The organism is Xanthomonas citri pv. citri, from assembly GCF_000961215.1.
Lineage (GTDB): Bacteria > Pseudomonadota > Gammaproteobacteria > Xanthomonadales > Xanthomonadaceae > Xanthomonas > Xanthomonas cissicola.
The window spans coordinates 892,690-912,855 of sequence record NZ_CP008998.1 but is presented as its reverse complement, the minus strand read 5'-3'; the positions used below and the strand labels follow the sequence as shown (position 1 = coordinate 912,855).

15 protein-coding genes and 1 other RNA gene are annotated in these 20,166 nt (G+C 66.1%); 6 read left to right on the top strand and 10 right to left on the bottom strand.

The window, feature by feature from the left end; genetic code table 11:
- Nucleotides 1-417 precede the first annotated feature (417 nt).
- Nucleotides 418-844: RNase P RNA component class A (gene rnpB, locus AMD14_RS22365), an RNA gene on the bottom strand.
- Between the two features lie 146 nt (nucleotides 845-990).
- Complete coding sequence (gene rsmI, locus AMD14_RS04440) at nucleotides 991-1,812, bottom strand: 16S rRNA (cytidine(1402)-2'-O)-methyltransferase (protein ID WP_005920993.1); 822 nt, start codon at nucleotides 1,810-1,812, stop codon at nucleotides 991-993.
- A 120-nt stretch (nucleotides 1,813-1,932) separates the two neighbouring features.
- Between rsmI and AMD14_RS04435 the strand changes: the two genes are divergently transcribed.
- The 6 genes from AMD14_RS04435 to AMD14_RS24530 all read left to right on the top strand — a co-directional run bounded on the left by AMD14_RS04435 (nucleotide 1,933) and on the right by AMD14_RS24530 (nucleotide 8,289).
- Nucleotides 1,933-3,624 (top strand): penicillin-binding protein activator, encoded by a 1,692-nt coding sequence (locus AMD14_RS04435; protein ID WP_003485306.1) that lies wholly within the window; start codon nucleotides 1,933-1,935, stop codon nucleotides 3,622-3,624.
- 3 nt (nucleotides 3,625-3,627) lie between these two features.
- Complete coding sequence (locus AMD14_RS04430) at nucleotides 3,628-3,996, top strand: YraN family protein (RefSeq protein ID WP_005910940.1); 369 nt, start codon at nucleotides 3,628-3,630, stop codon at nucleotides 3,994-3,996.
- Nucleotides 3,997-4,028: 32 nt separating this feature from the next.
- Nucleotides 4,029-4,568, top strand: a complete 540-nt coding sequence (locus AMD14_RS04425; RefSeq protein ID WP_011050524.1) for a metal-dependent hydrolase — start codon at nucleotides 4,029-4,031, stop codon at nucleotides 4,566-4,568.
- Nucleotides 4,565-5,950: an FAD-binding oxidoreductase gene (locus AMD14_RS04420; RefSeq protein ID WP_003485313.1), complete on the top strand. Its 1,386-nt coding sequence runs from the start codon at nucleotides 4,565-4,567 to the stop codon at nucleotides 5,948-5,950. The genes AMD14_RS04425 and AMD14_RS04420 overlap by 4 nt, the downstream gene beginning before the upstream one ends.
- Before the next feature lie 120 nt (nucleotides 5,951-6,070).
- On the top strand, nucleotides 6,071-6,643 hold the full coding sequence (locus AMD14_RS25205; protein ID WP_011050523.1) for a lysozyme inhibitor LprI family protein: 573 nt from the start codon (nucleotides 6,071-6,073) through the stop codon (nucleotides 6,641-6,643).
- A 149-nt stretch (nucleotides 6,644-6,792) separates the two neighbouring features.
- Nucleotides 6,793-8,289: an XVIPCD domain-containing protein gene (locus AMD14_RS24530; protein ID WP_155400520.1), complete on the top strand. Its 1,497-nt coding sequence runs from the start codon at nucleotides 6,793-6,795 to the stop codon at nucleotides 8,287-8,289.
- On the opposite strand, the gene AMD14_RS04405 is transcribed toward AMD14_RS24530, so the two are convergent.
- From AMD14_RS04405 to AMD14_RS04370, 8 genes are all read right to left on the bottom strand, one after another.
- Nucleotides 8,235-8,951, bottom strand: a complete 717-nt coding sequence (locus AMD14_RS04405) for a response regulator (protein WP_011050522.1) — start codon at nucleotides 8,949-8,951, stop codon at nucleotides 8,235-8,237. The genes AMD14_RS24530 and AMD14_RS04405 overlap by 55 nt on opposite strands.
- Entirely contained in the window at nucleotides 8,941-11,601 is a 2,661-nt protein-coding gene (locus tag AMD14_RS04400) for a DUF4118 domain-containing protein (RefSeq protein ID WP_011050521.1), read from the bottom strand. The genes AMD14_RS04405 and AMD14_RS04400 overlap by 11 nt, the downstream gene beginning before the upstream one ends.
- A 52-nt stretch (nucleotides 11,602-11,653) precedes the next feature.
- Nucleotides 11,654-12,286, bottom strand: coding sequence for a potassium-transporting ATPase subunit KdpC (kdpC, locus tag AMD14_RS04395; RefSeq protein ID WP_015462867.1), 633 nt, complete (start codon nucleotides 12,284-12,286; stop codon nucleotides 11,654-11,656).
- Between the two features lie 40 nt (nucleotides 12,287-12,326).
- A complete protein-coding gene (kdpB, locus tag AMD14_RS04390) occupies nucleotides 12,327-14,375 on the bottom strand; it encodes a potassium-transporting ATPase subunit KdpB (RefSeq protein ID WP_011050519.1) in 2,049 nt (682 codons plus the stop codon).
- A 12-nt stretch (nucleotides 14,376-14,387) separates the two neighbouring features.
- On the bottom strand, nucleotides 14,388-16,181 hold the full coding sequence (gene kdpA, locus AMD14_RS04385; protein WP_011050518.1) for a potassium-transporting ATPase subunit KdpA: 1,794 nt from the start codon (nucleotides 16,179-16,181) through the stop codon (nucleotides 14,388-14,390).
- 15 nt (nucleotides 16,182-16,196) lie between these two features.
- Nucleotides 16,197-16,289 carry a potassium-transporting ATPase subunit F gene (locus AMD14_RS04380; RefSeq protein ID WP_005910961.1) on the bottom strand — a complete coding sequence of 31 codons (93 nt, stop codon included), beginning with the start codon at nucleotides 16,287-16,289 and terminating at the stop codon, nucleotides 16,197-16,199.
- Nucleotides 16,290-16,739: 450 nt separating this feature from the next.
- On the bottom strand, nucleotides 16,740-18,098 hold the full coding sequence (gene xopI / locus AMD14_RS04375; RefSeq protein ID WP_011050517.1) for a type III secretion system effector F-box protein XopI: 1,359 nt from the start codon (nucleotides 18,096-18,098) through the stop codon (nucleotides 16,740-16,742).
- Between the two features lie 224 nt (nucleotides 18,099-18,322).
- The gene (locus tag AMD14_RS04370; RefSeq protein ID WP_011050516.1) at nucleotides 18,323-19,903 is read right to left on the bottom strand and encodes a CocE/NonD family hydrolase; all 1,581 of its coding nucleotides are present in this window, start codon (nucleotides 19,901-19,903) and stop codon (nucleotides 18,323-18,325) included.
- Nucleotides 19,904-20,166: the final 263 nt, after the last annotated feature.

Below are 20,166 nucleotides of genomic sequence, written 5' to 3'. Positions count from 1 at the left end.
GGACCCGCGTTTTGTACCGCCTGCGGCGGTACGAAGCGTGGGCGCCTTCTTCGGGCAAACGCCCAAAGAAGGCGGCGGAGCGTAGAGAGAGCCTCGACCCACTGGCTACCTGCAAGCCCCCTTGAGTCAAGGGGGCGCGGCGACAGCCGCGGGGATGTGGCATGCCCGGAGCGGGACCCGCGTTTGTATCGCCTGCGGCGGTACGAAGCGTGGGCGCCTTCGAAGGGCAAATGCCCAAAGAAGGCGGCGGAGCGTAGCGAGAGCCTCGACCCACTGGCTACCTGCAAGCCCCCTTGAGTCAAGGGGGCGCGGCGACAGCCGCGGGGATGTGGCATGCCCGGAGCGGGACCCGCGTTTTGTACCGCCTGCGGCGGTACGAAGCGTGGGCGCCTTCGAAGGGCGAACGCCCAAAGAAGGCGGCGGAGCCGGCCGATAAGCCGGGTTCTGTCGTGGACAGTCATTCGTCTAGGCGCTACGTCACCGCGGCGCTCAAGCAACCTACCCGGATCCAGCGCGGGCCACGCCAATGGATCCCTATTTGGTCTTGCTCCAGGTGGGGTTTGCCGTGCCGGTCCGTTACCGGACTCGCGGTGCGCTCTTACCGCACCATTTCACCCTTACCGGCCCCTCGCCACCCCTTTGCGGCCTCCGAGCGCGCTTGGCGATGCGAGGCATCGCTGGCACGTTTCAGTGGCGGCAAAGGGGTGACGAGGGACGTAGGCGGTATCTTTCTGTTGCACTTTCCGTCGGCTTGCGCCGCCCAGGCGTTACCTGGCACCTTGCCCTATGGAGCCCGGACTTTCCTCGGCACTCTTGCGAGTGACGCGACTGTCTGGCCGACTCCGCCGGGGCGCATTCTACGCTATCGCTGCCGTGCAGAACGGCGCGGCGATTTCAAGCTTGCCATTGCCCTGTAGGAGCGCACCCGGGCGCGAGAGGCGGTACCGATCAACCACCGTCGCTTCCAGCCACGTTCCTGCGATGACCGCATTAGCCGCCATACAAGGCCTTGCGCGGCGCGCCAGTGAGCTCGGCAGCAAGCTTGGCGGCGGTGGAAGGGGGCAGGTGCTCGGCGAGCTTGGCGTAGACGCGGCGGCCTTCGGCGAGCTGGCCTTCGGCGGCGTCGGCGGCGCCCTGCACCATCACCACGAATTCGCCCTTGCGCTGGTTGTCGTCGGCTTCGACCTGGGCCTGCAGCTGCGCCAGGCTGCCGTCGAGCACGGTTTCGAAGAGTTTGGTCAATTCGCGGGCGATCACTGCCGGGCGCTCGTCACCGAAGGCAAAGCGCAGGTCGGCCAGCGATTCGACGATGCGGTGCGCCGATTCGTAGAACACCAGGGTGCGGGTCTCCCCTGCCAACCGCGCCAGGCGCTCGCGGCGGGCGGCGCTCTTGGCCGGCAGAAACCCCTCGAAGCCGAAGCGGTCGCTGGGCAGGCCAGCCACGCTGAGCGCAGCGATTGCCGCGCAGGCGCCCGGGACCGGGCTGACCTTGATGCCGGCGGCACGCGCGGCGCGCACCAGTTTGAACCCCGGGTCGCTGACCAGCGGGGTGCCGGCGTCGCTGACGATGGCCAGCGACTCGCCGTCGCGCAGGCGCGCCACGATGCGTTCGGACATGGCGTCTTCGTTGTGGTCGTGCAGCGCCAGCAGCGGGCGGTCGATGCCGAAATGGCCGAGCAACTGGCGGGTATGGCGCGTGTCTTCGGCGCAGATCGCGGCCACGCCACGCAACACCTCCTGCGCGCGTGGCGACAGGTCGGCCAGGTTGCCGATCGGCGTGGCGACCACGTGCAGGGTTCCGGGGGACGTCATCAGCGGTTTTCCGGGGGCAAAGGGTAGAATCGTAGCGTTTTTAACGGTCCGCCCCGGCGGCCCCTGTCCAATGGATCTGAAATGAACAAGCGTGTTGCAAGGATCTCTGCCCTTTCGCTGATGGTGATGCTGGCCGCCGGTTGCGCCACCAGCAGCGTCACGCCGACCGCCTCGCCGACGCAGAGCGCAGCGCTGGCACTGCTGGATCAGGGCAAACCGCGCGACGCCGCGCAGCAGCTGGAAGCCGAAGCTGCCAGTGCCAGCGGCGCGCAACGCAGCCGGCTGCTGGCTGCCGCGGCGTTCGGCTGGCACGACGCTGGCGACGATGCGCGCGCCCGCACGCTGCTGGCGCAGGTCAACCCACGCCACCTGAGCGGCGAGGAGCGGGCTCGCTTCGGGCTGCTCACCGGCGAGCTGGCGGTGCTCGACAAGCAGGGCGCGCAGGCGTTGCAGGCCCTGGGCGACAGCCCGCAGGGGCTGACCCAGCCGCTGCAGACGCGCTGGCTGGTGGCCCGCGCTGCGGCGCTGGAAGCCACCGGCGACCTGTTCGGCGCCGCCGCCGACCGCGCGCGCGCCGATGCCAGCCTGACCGGCACCGCGCGCAGCGACAACCAGCGCGCCATCGTGCGCCTGCTTGCCGCGCTCGACGACGCCACCCTCAAGGGCCGCACCGCTGCGCTGCCGGCCGGCGACCCGTTGTACAACTTCGCCGGGCGCGCGTTGATCAGCCGCGGCCTGGCGCTGCCGCGCGCCTTCGAGCGCGATGCACAATGGGGTTTCGATACGAGCAAGCGCCCGCCCGCCGAGCGCGATGGCTACCGCCCACCGGTCAAGCTGGGCGTGCTGCTGCCGATCACCGGCAACCTGGCGACCGCCGCCGCGCCGGTACGCGATGGCCTGCTGGCCGGCTACTACGCGGAAACCCGCCGCCGCCCGGAGGTGCAATTCTTCGACACCGCCGGCACCGCCGCCGGTGCCAATGCCGCCTACGACAAGGCTGTGAGCGCCGGGGTGGATTACGTGGTCGGCCCGCTGGGGCGCGACGAAGTCAGCGCGTTGTTCGCGCGCGGCCAGCTCGCGGTGCCGGTGCTGGCACTGAACCGTCCCAGCGACAACAAGGCCCCGCCCACCGGCAGCGCAGGCTTCTCGCTGGCGCCGGAAGACGACGGCATCATGGCCGCCGAATACCTGCTCTCGCGCGAACGCCGCAATGTGCTGATCGTCGGCACCAGCGACGACAACGGCAAGCGCACCATCAAGGCCTTCCGCGACCGTTTCAGCGAACGCGGCGGCACGGTGGCCGGCAGCATCAGCGTGGCCGACGCGCCGGGCGACATCGGCGCGCAGCTGCGCAATTACGGCACCGCCGACGCGGTGTTCCTGGCGGTGCGCGGCAACACCGCGCGTGCTTTGGCGCCGCAGCTGGCGCTGGCCGGATTCGCCGGCAAGTCGCGCGTGGGCACCTCGCAACTGGTGGCCGGCACCGGCAAGGTCGAAGACGATCTGGCGCTGGATGGCATCGTCTACCCGAGCGAAACCTGGACCGCCCTGGGCGTGTCCGGCCTGCCGGCGGTCAGCCAGGTGGCCAGCACCCTGCCCAGCGCACGCGGCCCGGCCGCCCGGCTGTTCGCGTTCGGCTACGACGCCTGGAAGATCACTGCGTACCTGGAAAAACTCGCCACCGGCACCGATGGCGGCCTGCGCGGCGCCACCGGCACCCTGCACCTGGACGGCTTCGGCAATGTGCTGCGCACGCCGGCCTGGTCCACCTTCAGCGGTGGCCGCCCGACGCCGATCGCCGACGGCCGCTGAGCCATGCCGGCGGCGCGTCAGCAGCGTGGTGCGGCGGTCGAGGCGGCCGCACGCGCGTTGCTGGAGCAGGCCGGGCTACGGCTGGTGGTCGGCAACGCCAACTACCGCGGCGGCGAACTGGATCTGGTGATGCACGATGGGCCATCGCTGGTGTTTGTGGAAGTGCGCTATCGGCGCGACGACCGCTTCGGCGGCGGTGCGGCATCGGTGGACTGGCGCAAGCGTCGCAAGTTGGTGCTGGCCGCGCAGTTGTTTCTTGGCGCTCACCCGGCCCTGGCGGCGCTGCCGTGCCGCTTCGATGTAGTCGATGCCAGCGGCGAACCGCCGGTATTGCACTGGATCCGCGACGCATTCCGCGCCGACGATTGCTGACCGCCACCGAACGCTCACGCCAACGTTTTTTCATGCCAACCATCATGACCCACGCTGCCGTGCCATTGGCGCTGTGGTGCGCCAGCGAATGCGGCCGCATCTCGCCACGCCTGCTCGCGGCCGGCGTGGTGGCGGCGATGCTGCCCGATGCCGATGTGCTGGCGTTCGCGCTGCGCATTCCCTACGCCGATGCGTTCGGCCATCGCGGCGCCAGCCACTCGCTGTTGTTCGCCAGCGTCATCGCACTGCTCGGCATCGCGGCGCATCGCAGCCTGCGTGCGGATGCCGTGCAGGCGTCTGTATTTTTGTTCGCCTGCGCCGCATCGCACCCGCTGCTGGATGCGATGACCTCCGGCGGCCTGGGCGTTGCGCTGGGCTGGCCGTGGAGCCAGACGCGTTGGTTCGCACCATGGCGGCCGATTCGGGTGTCACCATTCGCGACCGGCTTCTTCAACGCGCGCGGCCTGAGCACGTTGCTCTCCGAGCTGCGCTGGGTCTGGTTGCCGCTCACCGTCGCCGTGCTGGGGTGGAAATGCATCCAGCGCGCGGCACCACAGGATCGCATGTCATGACCGATGTACTTCCCACCGCACTTGCCGAGTTGTTGGCCGCGCGCCTGGGTACCGATGGATGGTTGACCGGCGACGATGCGCGCCGCCGCTATGGCGAAGACGATTCGCGCCGCTGGGCATTGCCGGCCGCGGTGGCGTTGCCGCGCGACACCGATGAGGTGGTGGCGATCGTGCAGGCGTGCCGTGCGCACGGCGTGCCGATCGTGGCGCGCGGCGCCGGCACCGGCACCACCGGCGCGGCGGTGCCGTTTTCCGGCGGGGTGGTGGTGTCGATGGCGCGCATGAACCAGATCCTGGCACTACGTCCGCAAGACCGCTGCGCGGTGGTGCAACCGGGCCTGCTCAATGGCGACCTGCAACAGGCGCTGCAGCCGCATGGTTTGTTCTGGCCGCCGGATCCGTCCAGCGCGGACATCTGCAGCGTCGGCGGCAATCTATCCACCAACGCCGGCGGCCCGCGCGCGGTGAAATACGGCGCCACCCGCGACAACGTGCTCGGCCTGGTGGCGGTGACCGGCACCGGCGAGGTGATCCGCTGCGGCGGCGCGTACACCAAGAATTCCACCGGTTACGACCTCACCCACTTGCTGGTCGGCAGCGAGGGCACCCTGGCGATCATCGTCGAGGCGACCTTGAAGCTGACCCCGCGCGCCATTGCGCAAGCCGGCCTGCGCGCGCTGTACCGCGATGCGTCCAGCGCCGCAGCCGCGGTGTCGCGGCTGATGGCGCAACCGACCACGCCGACCATGCTGGAATTCATGGATGCCAGTGCGATTGCGCTGCTACGCCGCAATGGCAGCGATGTGCCCGACGCTGGCGCCATGCTGTTGATCGAAGCCGACGGCGATCACGACACCTTGCCCTACGCGCTGCAAGCCCTGCACGACGCGGCCGATGGCGAAGGCGTACTGAGCCTGGACGTGGCCGCCGATGGCAGCGCGCGCGACAAGTTGTGGGCCGCACGCCGCGCCCTGTCGCCGGCCTTGCGCACCATCAAGCCGGGCAAGATCAATGAGGACGTGGTGGTGCCGGTGTCGCGCATTCCCGAACTCGTCGCCGGCGTGGAAGCGCTCGCTGCGGAATTCGCACTGCCCATCGTCGCCTTCGGCCATGCCGGCAACGGCAACCTGCACGTCAACATCATGTACGACCCGGCCGATGCCGACGAAAACGCCCGCGCGCATGCCGCCTTGCCACGACTGTTTACGCTGGTGCTGGCGCTGGAAGGCACGCTCTCCGGCGAGCACGGCATCGGCGTGGCCAAGCGCGATTTCATGAGCCAGGCCTTCAGCGCAGCAACGCTGGCCACCATGCGCGCAATCAAGGCCGCACTGGATCCGGACGGGATTCTCAACCCGGGCAAGGTATTACCGCCTGCATGAGTAAATGATGAGCACTCTTCGTTGCATAACGTCAACGTCATACCACAGCAACCACTTGATGAAATCAGACTTACATGGATAGCCTGATCATCCGAATAAGGCGCTTAGGGCGGATCTCGAATGATCAGGGCAACAAAGGAACCAGAGAGATTTTCCGCGACCTATAGAAAAATCACACCCCTATGGGTGGCAATATTATTGCTATCGGCACTCACTGGCTGCTCATCGCCAGATGTCAACGCCGCCACCCAAGACAAGTCAGTGAAGCCATCAAAGGTCAAGACGGATTGCTCACGCGTTGCTGCAGCCAAAGATAGAGAAGCCTGTTTTTTGGCGTTACCAGCAAAGGAGTGCGAAGCGTTAGGCTCCGCCTGCCTTGCACTGCAGCAGGCACGTACCATCGAAAACGAAATGGCTGCAGCCGAAAAAAATATCATCAGCAAGGCACGGGCAAGCTATGCCAGCTACACCGCCGACGACCCAGCGTATCTCGACGACCTTGAAAAGGACTTCGCGGCATCCGCCAATGCTTGGCGAACGTATCGCGACACCTATTGCCAAGCCGAGCCGTTGGTGCAGGGAATGTCTCGTAACGAGCAAGATGCGCTATCGACAGCATGCAAGATGAGCATCACACGCTCCGTATCGCGCAACTGGAGCAACTCGCAAAATCCATCCCATAGGGTCCAGTGATGGCACAGATTTATAGATACGATGCGCTCAGCCGTCAGAGCTTCGAAGTTCTTGCTTACAACGCTGTCGGACGCTCCAGCTAGGTAAATCTCGGTGCTGCATACGCATTACAACACAGCACTGGTAACTCGGGCTGGTCGGTAGGCATCATGCAATGGGACTTCGGCCAACCTGGGCGCGGTGAAGCTGCTGCGGAGATGCTTCGTCATTATTCGGATTGGGCGCCAACCGACCAAGGCTTCACCCAAACAGAGCAGACAGGCCTGTTACGTCGACTACAGACACGCGGCCAGGTGGGTAACGACCTTTCCGCTAAAGAACAGGATCGTCTCAACGAATTTCTCAGATCTGATGACGGGCGCATGTTTGTGCAAGATCTGAATGCTCAGCAGGTAGAGCGCAAATGGCAGGCTGTGGGACAGCCTTTGTCAGAAATAGGATGGCTGCGGGATCTCAACAGGACATACCCGGACGAAGCCGCTGAGATCGTTGCTGTCACCAGCAAACTTTACAACCAGAACCAAGCCCGTGGTGAGCTGCTTGTCGGCACCCTCCAGCAGTCCACGGGCATGACGCCCGAAAGCGTCCGTGAGTGGATCGGAAACCAGGGAATCAACGGACTGAACCCTGCCGCTCGCGCCGCGATCACGTCCGGGCGCGACGCGACAGTTAGGGGCGTCAGCCTCGTCAATGCATTGGAACTTGGAAGTGGACCAGGTAGCGAAGAGTGGAGGACCCAGGTCGGGGATGCCAACAACCCGGCCTTGGCCAGAGGATTCAACAGCGAACCCAGCTTGCAGCTTTTCGATGCCATGTTGCGCGATCCAGTAATTGGAGCGCGCATTCTTGGAAGGATGGATACCGAAGCAGCTGGACCGCCGCTAGTGATTGCCGGTGCGAACGAACTTGCCAGAGCTGAGATCTCTCAGGTCAGAGTTGATCGTCAAGGCCACTTATCGGTGACTGATCCTTCCGGGGAAATGCATATTTGGAATGGCAGATCTTGGGCTTCAGCACTAGAACGAACCGACCCGATCTACCACCGCGGAGCCCACCCTTTTGGGCCACCTGCACCCCTGACCCTCGATTCGCCAGCCTTGCCGCCAATATTCGCGCAGTGCGTAGAACGCGTTCATGCGTTGGACCCATCATTGGGGAGATCACCAGATGAACGCAGTGATCGGGCGGCCGCATGTCTGGCGACCGAGGCAATGGCAAACGGCCTCACGCGTGTAGACCACGTAATGCTCAGCACGGCCACGCCATCGCTGCAGGCCGGCCATCATCTTTTCGCCGTGCAAGGCAGTCCTAGTAACCCTGCGCATATGCGAGCTCATGTAGAAACCGAGGTGGCGATCAATACCCCGATCGAAGTGTCGGTCCAGCGTGGGCTGGACCTCCAACAAGAACAGTTAACTCAGCAGCAGAGAATGCAACCAAACACAGGAACCGCAACGCCAGGGACCGGGGATCGGATAGATGGTGACACGGGTCTGGTGTTCCCAAGTTGCTCGCCAATCCGTTCTCAACCACTTGCCAGGCGGGTGCACTCCTACCGAATGAAGGTGACCCAACCTGCAGGCGATCGAGCTCAACGCATTACCCCGATAAACCGCAGACCCACGCCGGGCTCGGTGACGATGTAGTGCGGGTCGGCGGCATCGTCGTGCAGTTTCTGGCGCAATTTGCCGACCAGGATGCGCAGATAATGGGTGTCTTCCTCGTGGGTGGGGCCCCACACCTCACGCAGCAGTTGCGGCTGGGTGACCACACGGCCGGCGTGCTTGAGCAACAGCGCGAGCAAGGCGTATTCCTTGCGGCTCAAGGGCACCGCTTCGCCATCGAGGGTGACCTCGCGCAGGCCCAGATGGATATGCAGGCGGCCGTCGTCGAACACGCTTTCTTCCACCGTGCTGCCGGCGCCGGCCTGGCGCAGCAGCGAGCGGATGCGGGCCATCAATTCCTGCACGCCGAAGGGTTTGGTGACGTAGTCGTTGGCGCCGGCATCGAGCGCGGCGACCTTTTCGGTTTCGCCGGCGCGTACGGTGAGCATGATCACCGGCACGTTGGACCACTGGCGGATCTCGCGCAGCACTTCATGCCCATCGCGATCGGGCAGGCCGATGTCCAGCACCACCAGTTCGGCGCCCTGCCCGGCCAGCAAGGCCAGGCCTTCTTCGCCGGTGCCGGCCTGCAGCACACGATAGCCCTGCGCACGCAGGCTGATGTCGAGGAAACGGCGGATCTGCGGCTCGTCGTCGACGATCAGCACGCGGGCGGGCGGGATGGCAGTGAGGTCAGTCGGCATCGGGGCGAGGTGGCGCGGCGGGAACGAGCAACGGCAGCGTAATGCGGATGGTGGTGCCGTGACCATGCGCGCCCGCCAATGCCGCCACGCTGCCGCCGTGCGCGCCGATCATGCCCTGGCAGATGGCAAGACCCAAGCCGGTGCCGTTGCGCCCGCGGTCACCGCGCTCCACGCTGTAGAACATGTCGAAGATCCGCGCGCGCTCGTCTTCGGGAATGCCCGGCCCCTGGTCGCCGATGTCGATCTGCAACGCGCCGGCACGCAGCTGCGCGTGCACGGTCACCGGCACGCCGGCTGGCGAAAATTTCGCCGCATTTTCCAGCACGTTGAAGATGGCCTGTTCCACCAGCGCCGGATGCACCCAGATCGCCGGCAGGTCGGCGGCCAGGTCCAGTTGCAGGCGCACCTCCGGCTGATAGCGCTGCAGGCGGCGGGCGGCCGAGCCGATCAATTCGTCGACGCCGATCCAGTCGCGATTCAAGGTCAGGCCGGTGTGGCCGAGCCGGGTCATGTCGAGCAGGTTCTGGATGTAGCGATCCAGCCGCTCGCCTTCGAGCTGGATGGTGTCGAGCAGACTGTGGCGGTCGTGCGCGTCCATCGCATCGCCGTAGCTGGCCAGGCTGCTGGCCGAGCCGATCATCGAGGCCAGCGGCGAGCGTAGATCGTGCGAGACCGACGAGAGCAAGGCAGAACGCAGGCGCTCGGTTTCGCCACTGACGCGCGCGCCTTCCAGATCGGCGACCAGGCGCGTGCGCAGCGCAGCCTGGCCGATGTCTTCCACCATCGCTTCGGCCAGGCGGCGTTGTTCCAGGCCGGGCCGTTGCAGCGCCTGTCGAAAGCGCAGCGCGGCCACACCCAGGGTGCCGCGCTCGTGGCGCACCGGCAGGCACCACCACTGCGCCCCGGCCAAGGTATCGGTGAAACGGCCGGCCGGTTGGCCGTGGCGCTGGGTCCAATCGGCGGCGCTGCGATCGAGCGCACCGAAGCTGGCGGGTGCGTCGCTTTCGCGCTGCTCCAGGCGTAGCCAGACCTCGGCATCCAGCGCAGTGGTCAGCGCCCGACGGCCGGCTTCCAGCACCTGCCCCAGATCGGCGGCGGTGCTGAGCTGGCGGGCCAGCGCCTGCAAGGCGTTGGCATGCGCATTGGCCGCGCGCAAGGCCAGGACCTGGCTGCGCAAACGCGAGGCCAGCCGGCCGGCGACCAGCGCGGCGATCAGGAACATGCACACCGTCACCACGCCCTGGCGCGCGCTGATCTGCAAGGTGAAACGCGGCTCGATGAAGAAGAAGTTGTAGGCGACAAAACTCAGCAATGCGGCAACCACCGCAGCGGCCATGCGCGTGCGCGAAGCCACCAGCACCACTGCGACGATGAACACCATCGACAGGTCATCGATATCGGTCCAGCGCTGCAGCAACCACGCCACCCCCACCGCACCAGCGGCCGCGATCGCAGCGAACGCCATGTCGTAGCGCTGCAGCCATTGGCGCGGGTTGCGCCAGCGTTGGCGCGCACGTGCGCGCGCATCGGCGGAGCTGACGATCACCAGTTCGTAATGCGCGCCACGTTGCAGCAATTGCTGGGTCAGCGTGCGGTTGAACATGCGCGCCAGCGGGCGCTCGCGGGTGCGCCCCAGCACCAGGGTGGAGATGCCGTTCTGCGAGGCGAAATCCAGCAAGGCATCGGCCACATTGGCGCCATGCAGCAGCGCGGTGTCGCCACCGAGGCGATGGGCGAGCGCGAATGCGCGATCGATTTCCAGCTGCCAGGCTGCATCGGTCACGGTGCGGGTCTGCACGGTGACCACCGTCCACGGTGCATCGCGCCGCTCCGACAGACGCCGCGCCACGCGCACCAGATAATCCGAGCTGCCGCGGCCATCGATGGCCACCACCACGCGGCGTCGCAACGCGGCGGTGCCAGGCAGGCCGCGCGCGGCCTGGGTATCGCGCAGATCGCTGTCGACGCGGTCGGCAGCGGTCTGCATCGCCAGCTCGCGCAAGGCGGTGAGGTTGGAAGGCGAGAAAAACGCCTGCAATGCCTGCGTGGCCTGCTCGGGCAAATACACCTTGCCCTGCTGCAGGCGCTCGATCAGTTCGCGTGGCGGCAGGTCCACCAGCACGATGTCGCGCAGGCGGTCGAACACGGCATCGGGCACGGTCTCGGACACGCGCACGCCGGTGATGCGCAGCACGATGTCGTTGAGGCTTTCCAGGTGCTGGATGTTGACCGTGGTGTAGACGTCGATCCCGGCATCGAGCAACTCCACGATGTCTTGCCAGCGCCGCTCATGGCGGCTGCCGGGCACGTTGCGGTGCGCCAGCTCGTCGATCAGGGCCAGCCGCGGCTTGCGTGCCAGCAATGCATCCAGGTCGAGTTCTTCCAGCATGCGGCCCTGGTAACTCACGCCGGCGCGCGGCAGCAGCGGCAAGCCTTCCAGCAACGCCGCGGTTTCGCTGCGCCCGTGCGTTTCCACCACGCCGGCCACCACATCCATGCCCTGGCGCAGGCGCTCGCGCGCCCGCGACAACATGGCGTAGGTCTTGCCGACCCCGGGCGCGGCGCCCAGGAACACCGTCAACCGACCACCGTGTTCGCGCTGTAATTCGCCGATCAGGGCATCGGCTTGCTGGGTGCGGGCGTCGTTCATCGGGAATCGGGAATCGGGAATCGGGAATCGCAGAGCGTACAGCTGAGTGTTCCTAGTGCGCTTGCTTCACACCATTTCCCCTTCCCGACTCCCCATTCCCAGCTTGATCAAGCGCCAGATTCAACGCCAACACATTCACCCGCGGCTGCCCAAGCAGTCCGAACTGGGGTGCTGCTTCGGTGGTCGCCTGCACCAGGGCGGCAACGCGTTGCTCGGGCCAGCCGCGTGCGGCGGCCACGCGGCGGATCTGCACCTGTGCGCCGGCCGGGCTCAGGTGCGGGTCCAGGCCGCTGCCGGATTGGGTCAGCAGCTCGCCCGGTACGGCCTCAGGGGCGATGCCGTCGCGTGCGGCCACTTGCGCACGCGTGGTGGCGATGCGGGCCAGCAAATCGGGATTGGAGCGGGCCTGGTTGCTGCCGGCCGCGGCGGTGAGATCGTACTTGGCGGCCGACGGACGCGGCTGGAAATAGCGCGCATCGGTAAACGGCTGGGCCACCAAGGCCGAACCAACCACGCGCGCATCGACGCGCATCAGCGACCCGGTGGCCTGCTCGGAGAACAGCGCACCGGTGATGCCGGTGGCGATCAGCGAGTAGGCCAGGCCCAACCCGAACAAGGTGAACACCGCGAGCACCAGCGAACCGCGCAGGACGCCGTCGTCGCGTAACGGCAAGGAAGAAGACATGGACATGTTCCAGGAAGAAGAAAGGGGCATCACGCGTGGCTCAGGCACCGAGGACGGCAACCAGCGCCAGATCGATCGCTTTGATCGCAGCGAACGGCAGCAACACGCCACCCACGCCGTAGATCATCATGTTCCGGCGCAACAGCGCGGTGGCGCTGGAGGGACGAAAACGCACCCCGCGCAACGCCAGCGGAATCAAGGCCGGAATGATCAACGCATTGAAGATCAGCGCCGCCAGCACCGCATGGCGCGGGCTGGAGAGCTGCATCACGTTGAGCGCTGCCATCGACGGGATGGCGGCAGCAAACAGCGCCGGCAGGATCGCGAAATACTTGGAAACGTCGTTGGCCAGCGAGAAGGTGGTCAACGCGCCACGCGTGATCAGCTGCTGCTTGCCCACTTCCACCACCGCCAGCAGCTTGGCCGGATCCGAATCCAGATCCACCATGTTGCCGGCTTCCTTGGCCGCCTGCGTGCCGGAGTTCATTGCCAGGCCCACGTCGGCCTGCGCGAGCGCCGGGGCATCGTTGGTGCCGTCGCCGACCATCGCCACCAGTCGCCCGCCCGTCTGTTCGGCACGGATGCGTGCCAGCTTGTCTTCCGGGCGAGCCTGGGCGATGTAGTCGTCCACGCCGGCTTCGGCAGCGATCGCGGCTGCGGTGAGCGGGTTGTCGCCGGTGATCATCACCGTCTTGATGCCCATCGCACGCAACTGCGCGAACTTTTCCTTGATGCCCTGCTTGACCACGTCGCTCAACTCGACCACACCGAGCACATGACGGCCTTCGGCCACCACCAACGGTGTGGCACCGCCACGTGCGACTTCTTCGATGCGGCCCTGCAATTCCGGCGAGACCGTCGCGCCCTGCGCCTGCACATACGCCACGATCGAATCGCCGGCGCCCTTGCGGATGCTGCGCCCGCCGATATCCACGCCGGACATACGCGTCTGCGCGGTGAACGCGATGAAATCCCCACCCTCCGCCTCCACTGCGATGGCACCTTGCTGACGCGCCAGCTTGACGATGGATTTCCCTTCCGGCGTCGGGTCGGCCAGCGAGGCGAGCATGGCCGCATCGCGCAATTGCACGCGGTCGACGCCGGCCAGCGGATGGAACGCGGTGGCCTGGCGGTCGCCGTAGGTAATGGTGCCGGTCTTGTCGAGCAGCAGCACATCCACGTCGCCGGCCACTTCCACGGCCTTGCCGGATTTGGCCAACACATTGGCCGACAGCGCGCGGTTCATGCCAGCGATACCAATGGCCGGCAACAGCCCGCCGATGGTGGTCGGGATCAGGCACACCAGCAACGCGATCAGCAGCAGCGGATCCAGCGTGACGCCGACAAAGCCCGCGATCGCCGGCAACGATGCCACCACGATCAAAAACGTCAGCGTCATCGCTGCCAGCAACAAGGTCAGCGCAATTTCGTTCGGCGTCTTTTGCCGGTTGGCGCCTTCCACCAACGCGATCATGCGATCGAGAAAGCTGTGCCCCGGCTCGGCGGTGACCTTGAACACGATCTCGTCGGAGAGCACCCGGGTGCCACCGATGACGCCGCTGCGATCGGTGCCGGCCTCGCGCAGCACCGGCGCCGATTCGCCGGTCACCGCCGCTTCGTTGATGGTGGCAACACCCCGCACGATCTCGCCATCGGCCGGCACGAATTCGCCTTCGGACACCATGACGTAATCGCCCGGGCGCAACTCCGCTGCCGGCACGCGCGTTTCGCGGCCACCGAGTGCGGTTTCCACCCTGCGTGCCACCAGGTCCTTGCGTGCACGCCGCAACGAGGCGGCCTGCCCACGCCCACGCGCTTCGGCAATGGCTTCGGCAAAATTGCCGAACAACACGGTGACGAACAGAATCGCCGTCACCGCCCAGCCGAAGCCGGCATGCGAGTGCCCGCTGGCGGTGATCACCGCTGCCAGCACCGTGCCGCCCATCACCACCGCCATCACCGGGCTGCGCAGCAGATGCCGCGGCGCCAACTTGGCGAACGCCGCACGCATCGCCGCAACCAGCACGGCGGCATCGAACAACGCTGCGTCACCGCGCTCGCGTTTTTCAGTCGTATCGATCGTAGACATTGCTCAAAACTCTCAGGACGCCGCCAGGGCGAGGTGTTCAGCGATAGGACCCAGCACCAGTGCCGGCATGAACTGCAGCACGGTCAGCACGATCACGATCGCCATCAGGGTCAGCGCAAAGGTGGGCGTTTCGACCTGCAGGCTGCCGGCCGACTCCGGTGCACGCCGCTTCACTGCCATGCGTGCGGCCACCATCAACGGCAGGATCAACGCCGGATACCGTCCCAGCGCCAGCACCACTGAGCAGCTCAGATTCCACCAGTACGTGGCATCGCCCAGGCCTTCGAAACCCGAGCCATTGTTGGCGAACGCAGAGGTGTACTCGTAGAACACCTGGCTGATGCCGTGGAAGCCGGGGTTGGAATTGGCAGTCAATGCCGGGACTGCCAGCGCCACTGCGGTAAAGCCCAGCACCACCAGCGGCTGCAGCAGGATCAACAGCGCCAGCAACTGCACTTCGCGCGATTCGATCTTGCGGCCGAACAACTCCGGCGTGCGTCCAGTCATCAAGCCGGCCAGAAACACGCTCAGCAACAGATACACCACGAACTGCTGCAGGCCGCAGCCGATGCCGCCCCAGATGGCGTTGATCAGCATGTCGACCAACGTGACCAGGCCACTCAACGGCGCCAACGAATCGTGCATCGCATTGACCGAGCCATTGGAGGTCTGCGTGGTCAACGCCGCCCACAATGCCGAGGCGTCCGCACCGATGCGCACTTCCTTGCCTTCCATCAGCGCCGGCGAGCTTGCGGTGGCCGAGTGCGCTTCGGACCAAAGCAAGAGCGCGGTGGATGCGGCGGACATCGTCAACATCGTGCCGAACACCAACGCCGTAAGTCGCTTGCGCCCGGTCAGATAGCCGACCATGAACACCACGCTCATCGGCAGCAAGACCAAGGCGAGGGTTTCGAGCAGATTGCTCAACGGTGTGGGGTTTTCCAGCGCCACTGAACTGTTGGGGCCATACCAGCCACCGCCGTTGGTGCCGAGCTGTTTCACCGCCACCATCGCCGCAACCGGGCCCACCGCAATGGTCTGCTTGGGCATGCCCGCGCTGCTATCCAACGGCGTCGCGGTGGCCGCGCCCTGCAAGGTCGACGGCACGCCCTGCCAGCCGAGCAGCACGGTCCACAGCAGGCACAGCGGCAACAACACGCGTACGCTGGAGCGGATCACGTCGGCCCAATAGTTGCCGACGTCGGCTTCAGGCAGCGCTTCCAGGCCGGACCCCGTGTGTTGGCGTCCCTGACGCGACACTTCCGGCTCCGAAATCTCCGCCACAGCCGTCGTGTCCAGAATCGGTGCGGCAATCGACGCTTGTGTGGCTGCGCGCCCACCGAACAAGGCGCGCAGCGTCGCAACCGCCAATGCCAATCCCATCATCGGCGTCACCACCTGCAGGCCGACGATGCCGGTCATCTGCGCCAGATACGACAACTGCGCCTGGCCGGAATAATGCTGCTGATTGGTATTGGTGACGAACGACACCATGGTGTGCAGCGCGGTATCCCAACGCATGTTGGGGATGGCATCCGGGTTGAACGGCAGCCATGCCTGGGTCATGAACACCACCCAGGTCAACAAACCAACGACAAGGTTGCTGAGCAGAAAAGCCATGCTGTAGCCGCGCCACGACATGCCCTGCTGCGGGCGCGTGCCGAGCAGTGCGTACAACGGCCGTTCGATCCAGCCGAACAGCGCATCGCCACGCATCGGTGCGCCGCGCATCACCGCGGCCATGTAACGGCCCAGGGGCCACGCCAGCGCGATGGCCAGCGCGTACACAAGAAAAGTTTCAGTCATTGGAGCGCACTCGGATCAGAAGTCTTCGGGCCGCAGCACCACGTACAGCAGGTACGCAGCAGCAACGAGTACGGCCACGCCGCACAACAGGGACAACCAGCCAGGCATGTCGGTCACTCCCCCATCTGCGCGCACGGCGGCGCGATCAATGCGATGTGCAACAACGTAGGCAGCGTATGCGTGCCAACATGGCAAAGCGCTGCCGCACCGTGCGCGCAGCGCCGATGGAGCAGACAGGTCAAGGGATGCATCGGAATCGTCCACGGCGGAACCGCTCCGCCAACCTGCGCAGTCTCTGCCTGGGCCGCGTAAAGTCGCTATGGACCTGCCGCGGGCGCGACGTAAAGTCCGCATAAAATGCGCAGAGCAGCCGTGCGCCCCAACCAGATAACCCTCTGGGTGCTCCGACTGCTGGTTCCCCGACTGCGCGGGCCTGGCGGCGCGCAGATGGCAGCCATACGGTGAAGCCCCATCTGCTCTAGGGTCGCGCCGGACAGGGTGGCGCCAGGCGGATGCGCGTCCGCTGGTGTGACCACACCACACTCAATCGAACAGTGCTCACATGTCCAGATACCTGCGCGACACAGTCGCAAGCATCATGCTGGCCGTGGCGATCGCGGCATCGCATCTGGCGATGAGTTCAGCGGCCTGGTTCGGGATCGCAGCAGCCTGCGCACGGACGGTGGCGATGACCGGTATCTGCTCGCTCGGGAAGAGGCTCCCTGCCGCTGCAAGCACATCCAGGCTGCATAGATAACGCACCGCGGCAGGCTGGTGTGGCAACGCCCCAGCCAACCGCCTCAACACCGCGGCGCCACTCTCGGTGCTGTCCAATGCATGCACGGCCCGCGTCAATTCCCTGAAGGCGGCTTGGCGCACTCCCGGATTGGGCAGTCTGTTCAACAAGGCCACCAAGTGGGTCAAGGCTTCGGCTCCATCGCCCGAACGCGCGAGGTGCTCGGCAAGCTGCGCATACGCCTGCTGGAATCGATGGATCGGCTCCAATCCGACAAGATGCAGGCGCAGGGTCACCTCCGCCAGCAGGCGGGGGCCGGTCTGGAGCGCGGCAGCCTCGGTGATCGCCAGGTTGACTGCCTCCTCGGGCAGCTGCCTGATCGCCGATGCCAGCAAATGAAACGGAAGTGCTCCGCCAATGCCTCCGGCAGCGCCGCCCTGGACCGGGGCCACGGCGCCTTGCGCTCCTGGCGCAGCATCACCTTGCACGCCCCCTGCATCAGCCTCCGCTACTGCCGCCATATGGCCACCGTGCGCTGCTCCGGCAGCAGCCTGCAGCGCTTGCCTTCGCGTGGCAATCAAACTGGGCAAGATTGCATGCAAGGCGAGCGCGCGCAGGTCCGCGGGCAAGCATCCCAGGTCATCCGTCAAGCGCGCCACCACGCGAAATGCCATATTCCCGGAATAGCGGGTGGCGTGATTCAACACCGCGGTAAACGCCTCAAATCGCTGCGCCTGCGGCAATGATGGAATCCGCGCCGCAAGCCTTCCGTATCCGCGCAATATCTGCTCGCTGCGATCCTCATCGTCCGGGTAGGGGAAATGCGTCACCTCGTCCAGGGCGACGCGCATGCTTTCTGCACTATGGACGGCCCCGAACTCCAAGCTCGGGTCATAGCGCGGCCGCGCGGTCAGGGACGCTCGCATCCCGCTGGTGTCCTCCGCCATCTGCCGCGAGACGCTACCCAGGCGCACGAGGCTGCGTGGTCCGCACCGCTGCACAATCTCGCGGCGGAGATCATTCGGCAGCGCAGAAAGTCCGTCGAAGGTCTCGGCACGCTGGGTTGGCACTGCGCCTGGGGCGAGGACTCCTTGGCTCCCCGAAGCCTGTGACGTCAACGCCTCCTGCGTTTGGCTGGTCGACGCCACAGCATGCGGCAGGCCGGTTCGGTTGATCGGCATCTCGGGTCTCCTGCGGTGTGCCGCAGCAGCGGCATCGAGTTAGGCTTCGTGCTTACTTTCCCGAAAGCGGCATCGTGTGCGCGCGCACTGTCAGAAATCGCGTTCGCCTGAACGAACGCGACGTGACAGGTGCAGATGTGGGTTCTGCGGATGGCCTGCATCCGCCGCTGCTCGCTAGTACCGCGGCGGGCGACCTGGGATCGATGCAGATGCGGCGTGCCGCCCTACCGCAGCGGCACGTTCAACACGGACGGCGCTGCAACTGGCGAGGTGAATGTCACCGTGCCACCGCCCTCGCTGGCATCGGTATAGCGCGCGTCGCGGGTGTCGATCACCAAGACCAATCGCTGCCCTGCGGGAATCTCGGTTGCCGCCGCCTGCAGTGGCCAGTCCAGCGTGACTGCGCGCCCCGATGTGGCATTGCGCAACGAATACGGCGCATGCGTAATCAGTTTCGCCACGCCCAGCGCATCCATGCAGTAGAGATACGCGAAAAGGCTGACGTTGGACTGACTGGGCACCACTGTGACGCGTAGCGACGGGCGACCGGCCAGGCGCCGGGTGCCGTTCGATGGCGAGCCGACCCACACTGCGGCGGCGGCGCGGTTGACCAGCGGAATGGAGGTGCTCACCGGCAGGCCGATGCCTTGCAGCAAACCGCTGACCAGCACCACCCCGGAATCGGCCACGCTCGGCACGTCGGTGGCGATGCGCCATTGCCAACCGCTCGCCGTCCCTCCGGTCAATCCACCGGTGGGGCTCAGCAACCCTGCTGGTGCGGACAGACCAAGCTGTGTCGTGGCCTGTTGGACCGATGCCCAGTCCGGATAGTCCAGCCATTGGCCCGCACGTGGCGATAGCCGCACTGGCGCTTCTGCATCCACGCCGTTGCGAAGCTGCTTGAGATGGCGATCGAACCAGCGCGTGGTCGCGGTATAGATCTCATTCGGTAACCCCAATGCGCCGGGCAGCTCTGCGGTGGCGTGATCGCCCTGGCTGAGCAGCAGTTGTTTGGGGCCACGCAACTGGTTGAAGAACGCAATGGTCTGATTGGGCGGAAACAATCCGTCGTTGAAGGCGTTACCCAACAGGACCGCGGTACCACGCACATTGAGCGCTGCCACATCGGTCGCAGGGCTGCGCGAGGCGGCCTGCGGCAGGAAGCCCTGCACCGCGCCGTCGTAATCGCCTTGCGCCACGCGTGCGCCAATCTGCGCCAGATCCGGGCCGGCCCGGCCGGTCAGTGCGCCCGCACCCACCAGCAGTCCCACGCCCTGCTGGCTCACCGTGCGATTGGAATACAGCGAGGCTTCCAGATCGGCCCAACCGCTGAGCGCGGCCACCGCCTTGATACGCGGGTCGCGCTCGGCCGCCAGCAGGCTGATGCCTGCGCCGTACGAGATGCCCGACGCGCCGATCGCATTGGGATTGGCCGGTGTATGCGCCAATGCCCAGTCGATCACCGCACTGACGTCTTCCACCGTGTCCGGCCCGGCGATATCGATCTGCCCAGCCGAATCCCAGAATCCACGCGAGGTATAGCTGACCACCACGTAGCCGTCGCTGGCCAGTTGGGTGGCGCGCCCCAGATATTCCAGATTGGGCAGCGACCAGCTGGCCGGCATCACGATCAGCGGAAACGGCCCGGCGCCCTGCCCTTGCGGCACCAGCACCAATGCGCCCATTTGGGCGCCGTCCCAGCCTGGAATGCGTTCATAGGTCTTGCTGAAGGCGCCCGCCACGGCCGACGCCGATGCCAACAGCAACGCCAGTGCGGCGATGCTCCCGATCCAACGCTTGCTCATGCTGCTGTCTCCCACGCAAAGCCGGGCCGGGATGGCCCAGCGGCAACTGCGATGCATCCGTGGTTGGGGGGGGGGAGAACGTGGCGAACGTACCAGACGGTACGGTATGGCTCAAGGGCCGGGATGCGGGATTGGTCAAAGTGCGTGTGCGGGTCCGCCGGCTCAGGAGCGGCCAGGCAGACCGGCTTGCGACCTTCGCCCGCTTGCGGGAGAAGGTGCCCGAAGGGCGGATGAGGGCGCTGGCAGCACCCGTCGTTCCCAAT

What these genes read in the sequence shown, in the direction of transcription:
- rsmI (WP_005920993.1), bottom strand. Translation starts at nt 1,812, where the DNA reads ATGACGTCCCCCGGAACCCTGCACGTGGTCGCCACGCCGATCGGCAAC.
- AMD14_RS04435 (WP_003485306.1), top strand. Translation starts at nt 1,933, where the DNA reads ATGGTGATGCTGGCCGCCGGTTGCGCCACCAGCAGCGTCACGCCGACC.
- AMD14_RS04430 (WP_005910940.1), top strand. Translation starts at nt 3,628, where the DNA reads ATGCCGGCGGCGCGTCAGCAGCGTGGTGCGGCGGTCGAGGCGGCCGCA.
- AMD14_RS04425 (WP_011050524.1), top strand. Translation starts at nt 4,029, where the DNA reads ATGCCAACCATCATGACCCACGCTGCCGTGCCATTGGCGCTGTGGTGC.
- AMD14_RS04420 (WP_003485313.1), top strand. Translation starts at nt 4,565, where the DNA reads ATGACCGATGTACTTCCCACCGCACTTGCCGAGTTGTTGGCCGCGCGC.
- AMD14_RS25205 (WP_011050523.1), top strand. Translation starts at nt 6,071, where the DNA reads ATGATCAGGGCAACAAAGGAACCAGAGAGATTTTCCGCGACCTATAGA.
- AMD14_RS24530 (WP_155400520.1), top strand. Translation starts at nt 6,793, where the DNA reads ATGCAATGGGACTTCGGCCAACCTGGGCGCGGTGAAGCTGCTGCGGAG.
- AMD14_RS04405 (WP_011050522.1), bottom strand. Translation starts at nt 8,951, where the DNA reads ATGCCGACTGACCTCACTGCCATCCCGCCCGCCCGCGTGCTGATCGTC.
- AMD14_RS04400 (WP_011050521.1), bottom strand. Translation starts at nt 11,601, where the DNA reads ATGAACGACGCCCGCACCCAGCAAGCCGATGCCCTGATCGGCGAATTA.
- kdpC (WP_015462867.1), bottom strand. Translation starts at nt 12,286, where the DNA reads ATGTCTTCTTCCTTGCCGTTACGCGACGACGGCGTCCTGCGCGGTTCG.
- kdpB (WP_011050519.1), bottom strand. Translation starts at nt 14,375, where the DNA reads ATGTCTACGATCGATACGACTGAAAAACGCGAGCGCGGTGACGCAGCG.
- kdpA (WP_011050518.1), bottom strand. Translation starts at nt 16,181, where the DNA reads ATGACTGAAACTTTTCTTGTGTACGCGCTGGCCATCGCGCTGGCGTGG.
- AMD14_RS04380 (WP_005910961.1), bottom strand. Translation starts at nt 16,289, where the DNA reads ATGCCTGGCTGGTTGTCCCTGTTGTGCGGCGTGGCCGTACTCGTTGCT.
- xopI (WP_011050517.1), bottom strand. Translation starts at nt 18,098, where the DNA reads ATGCCGATCAACCGAACCGGCCTGCCGCATGCTGTGGCGTCGACCAGC.
- AMD14_RS04370 (WP_011050516.1), bottom strand. Translation starts at nt 19,903, where the DNA reads ATGAGCAAGCGTTGGATCGGGAGCATCGCCGCACTGGCGTTGCTGTTG.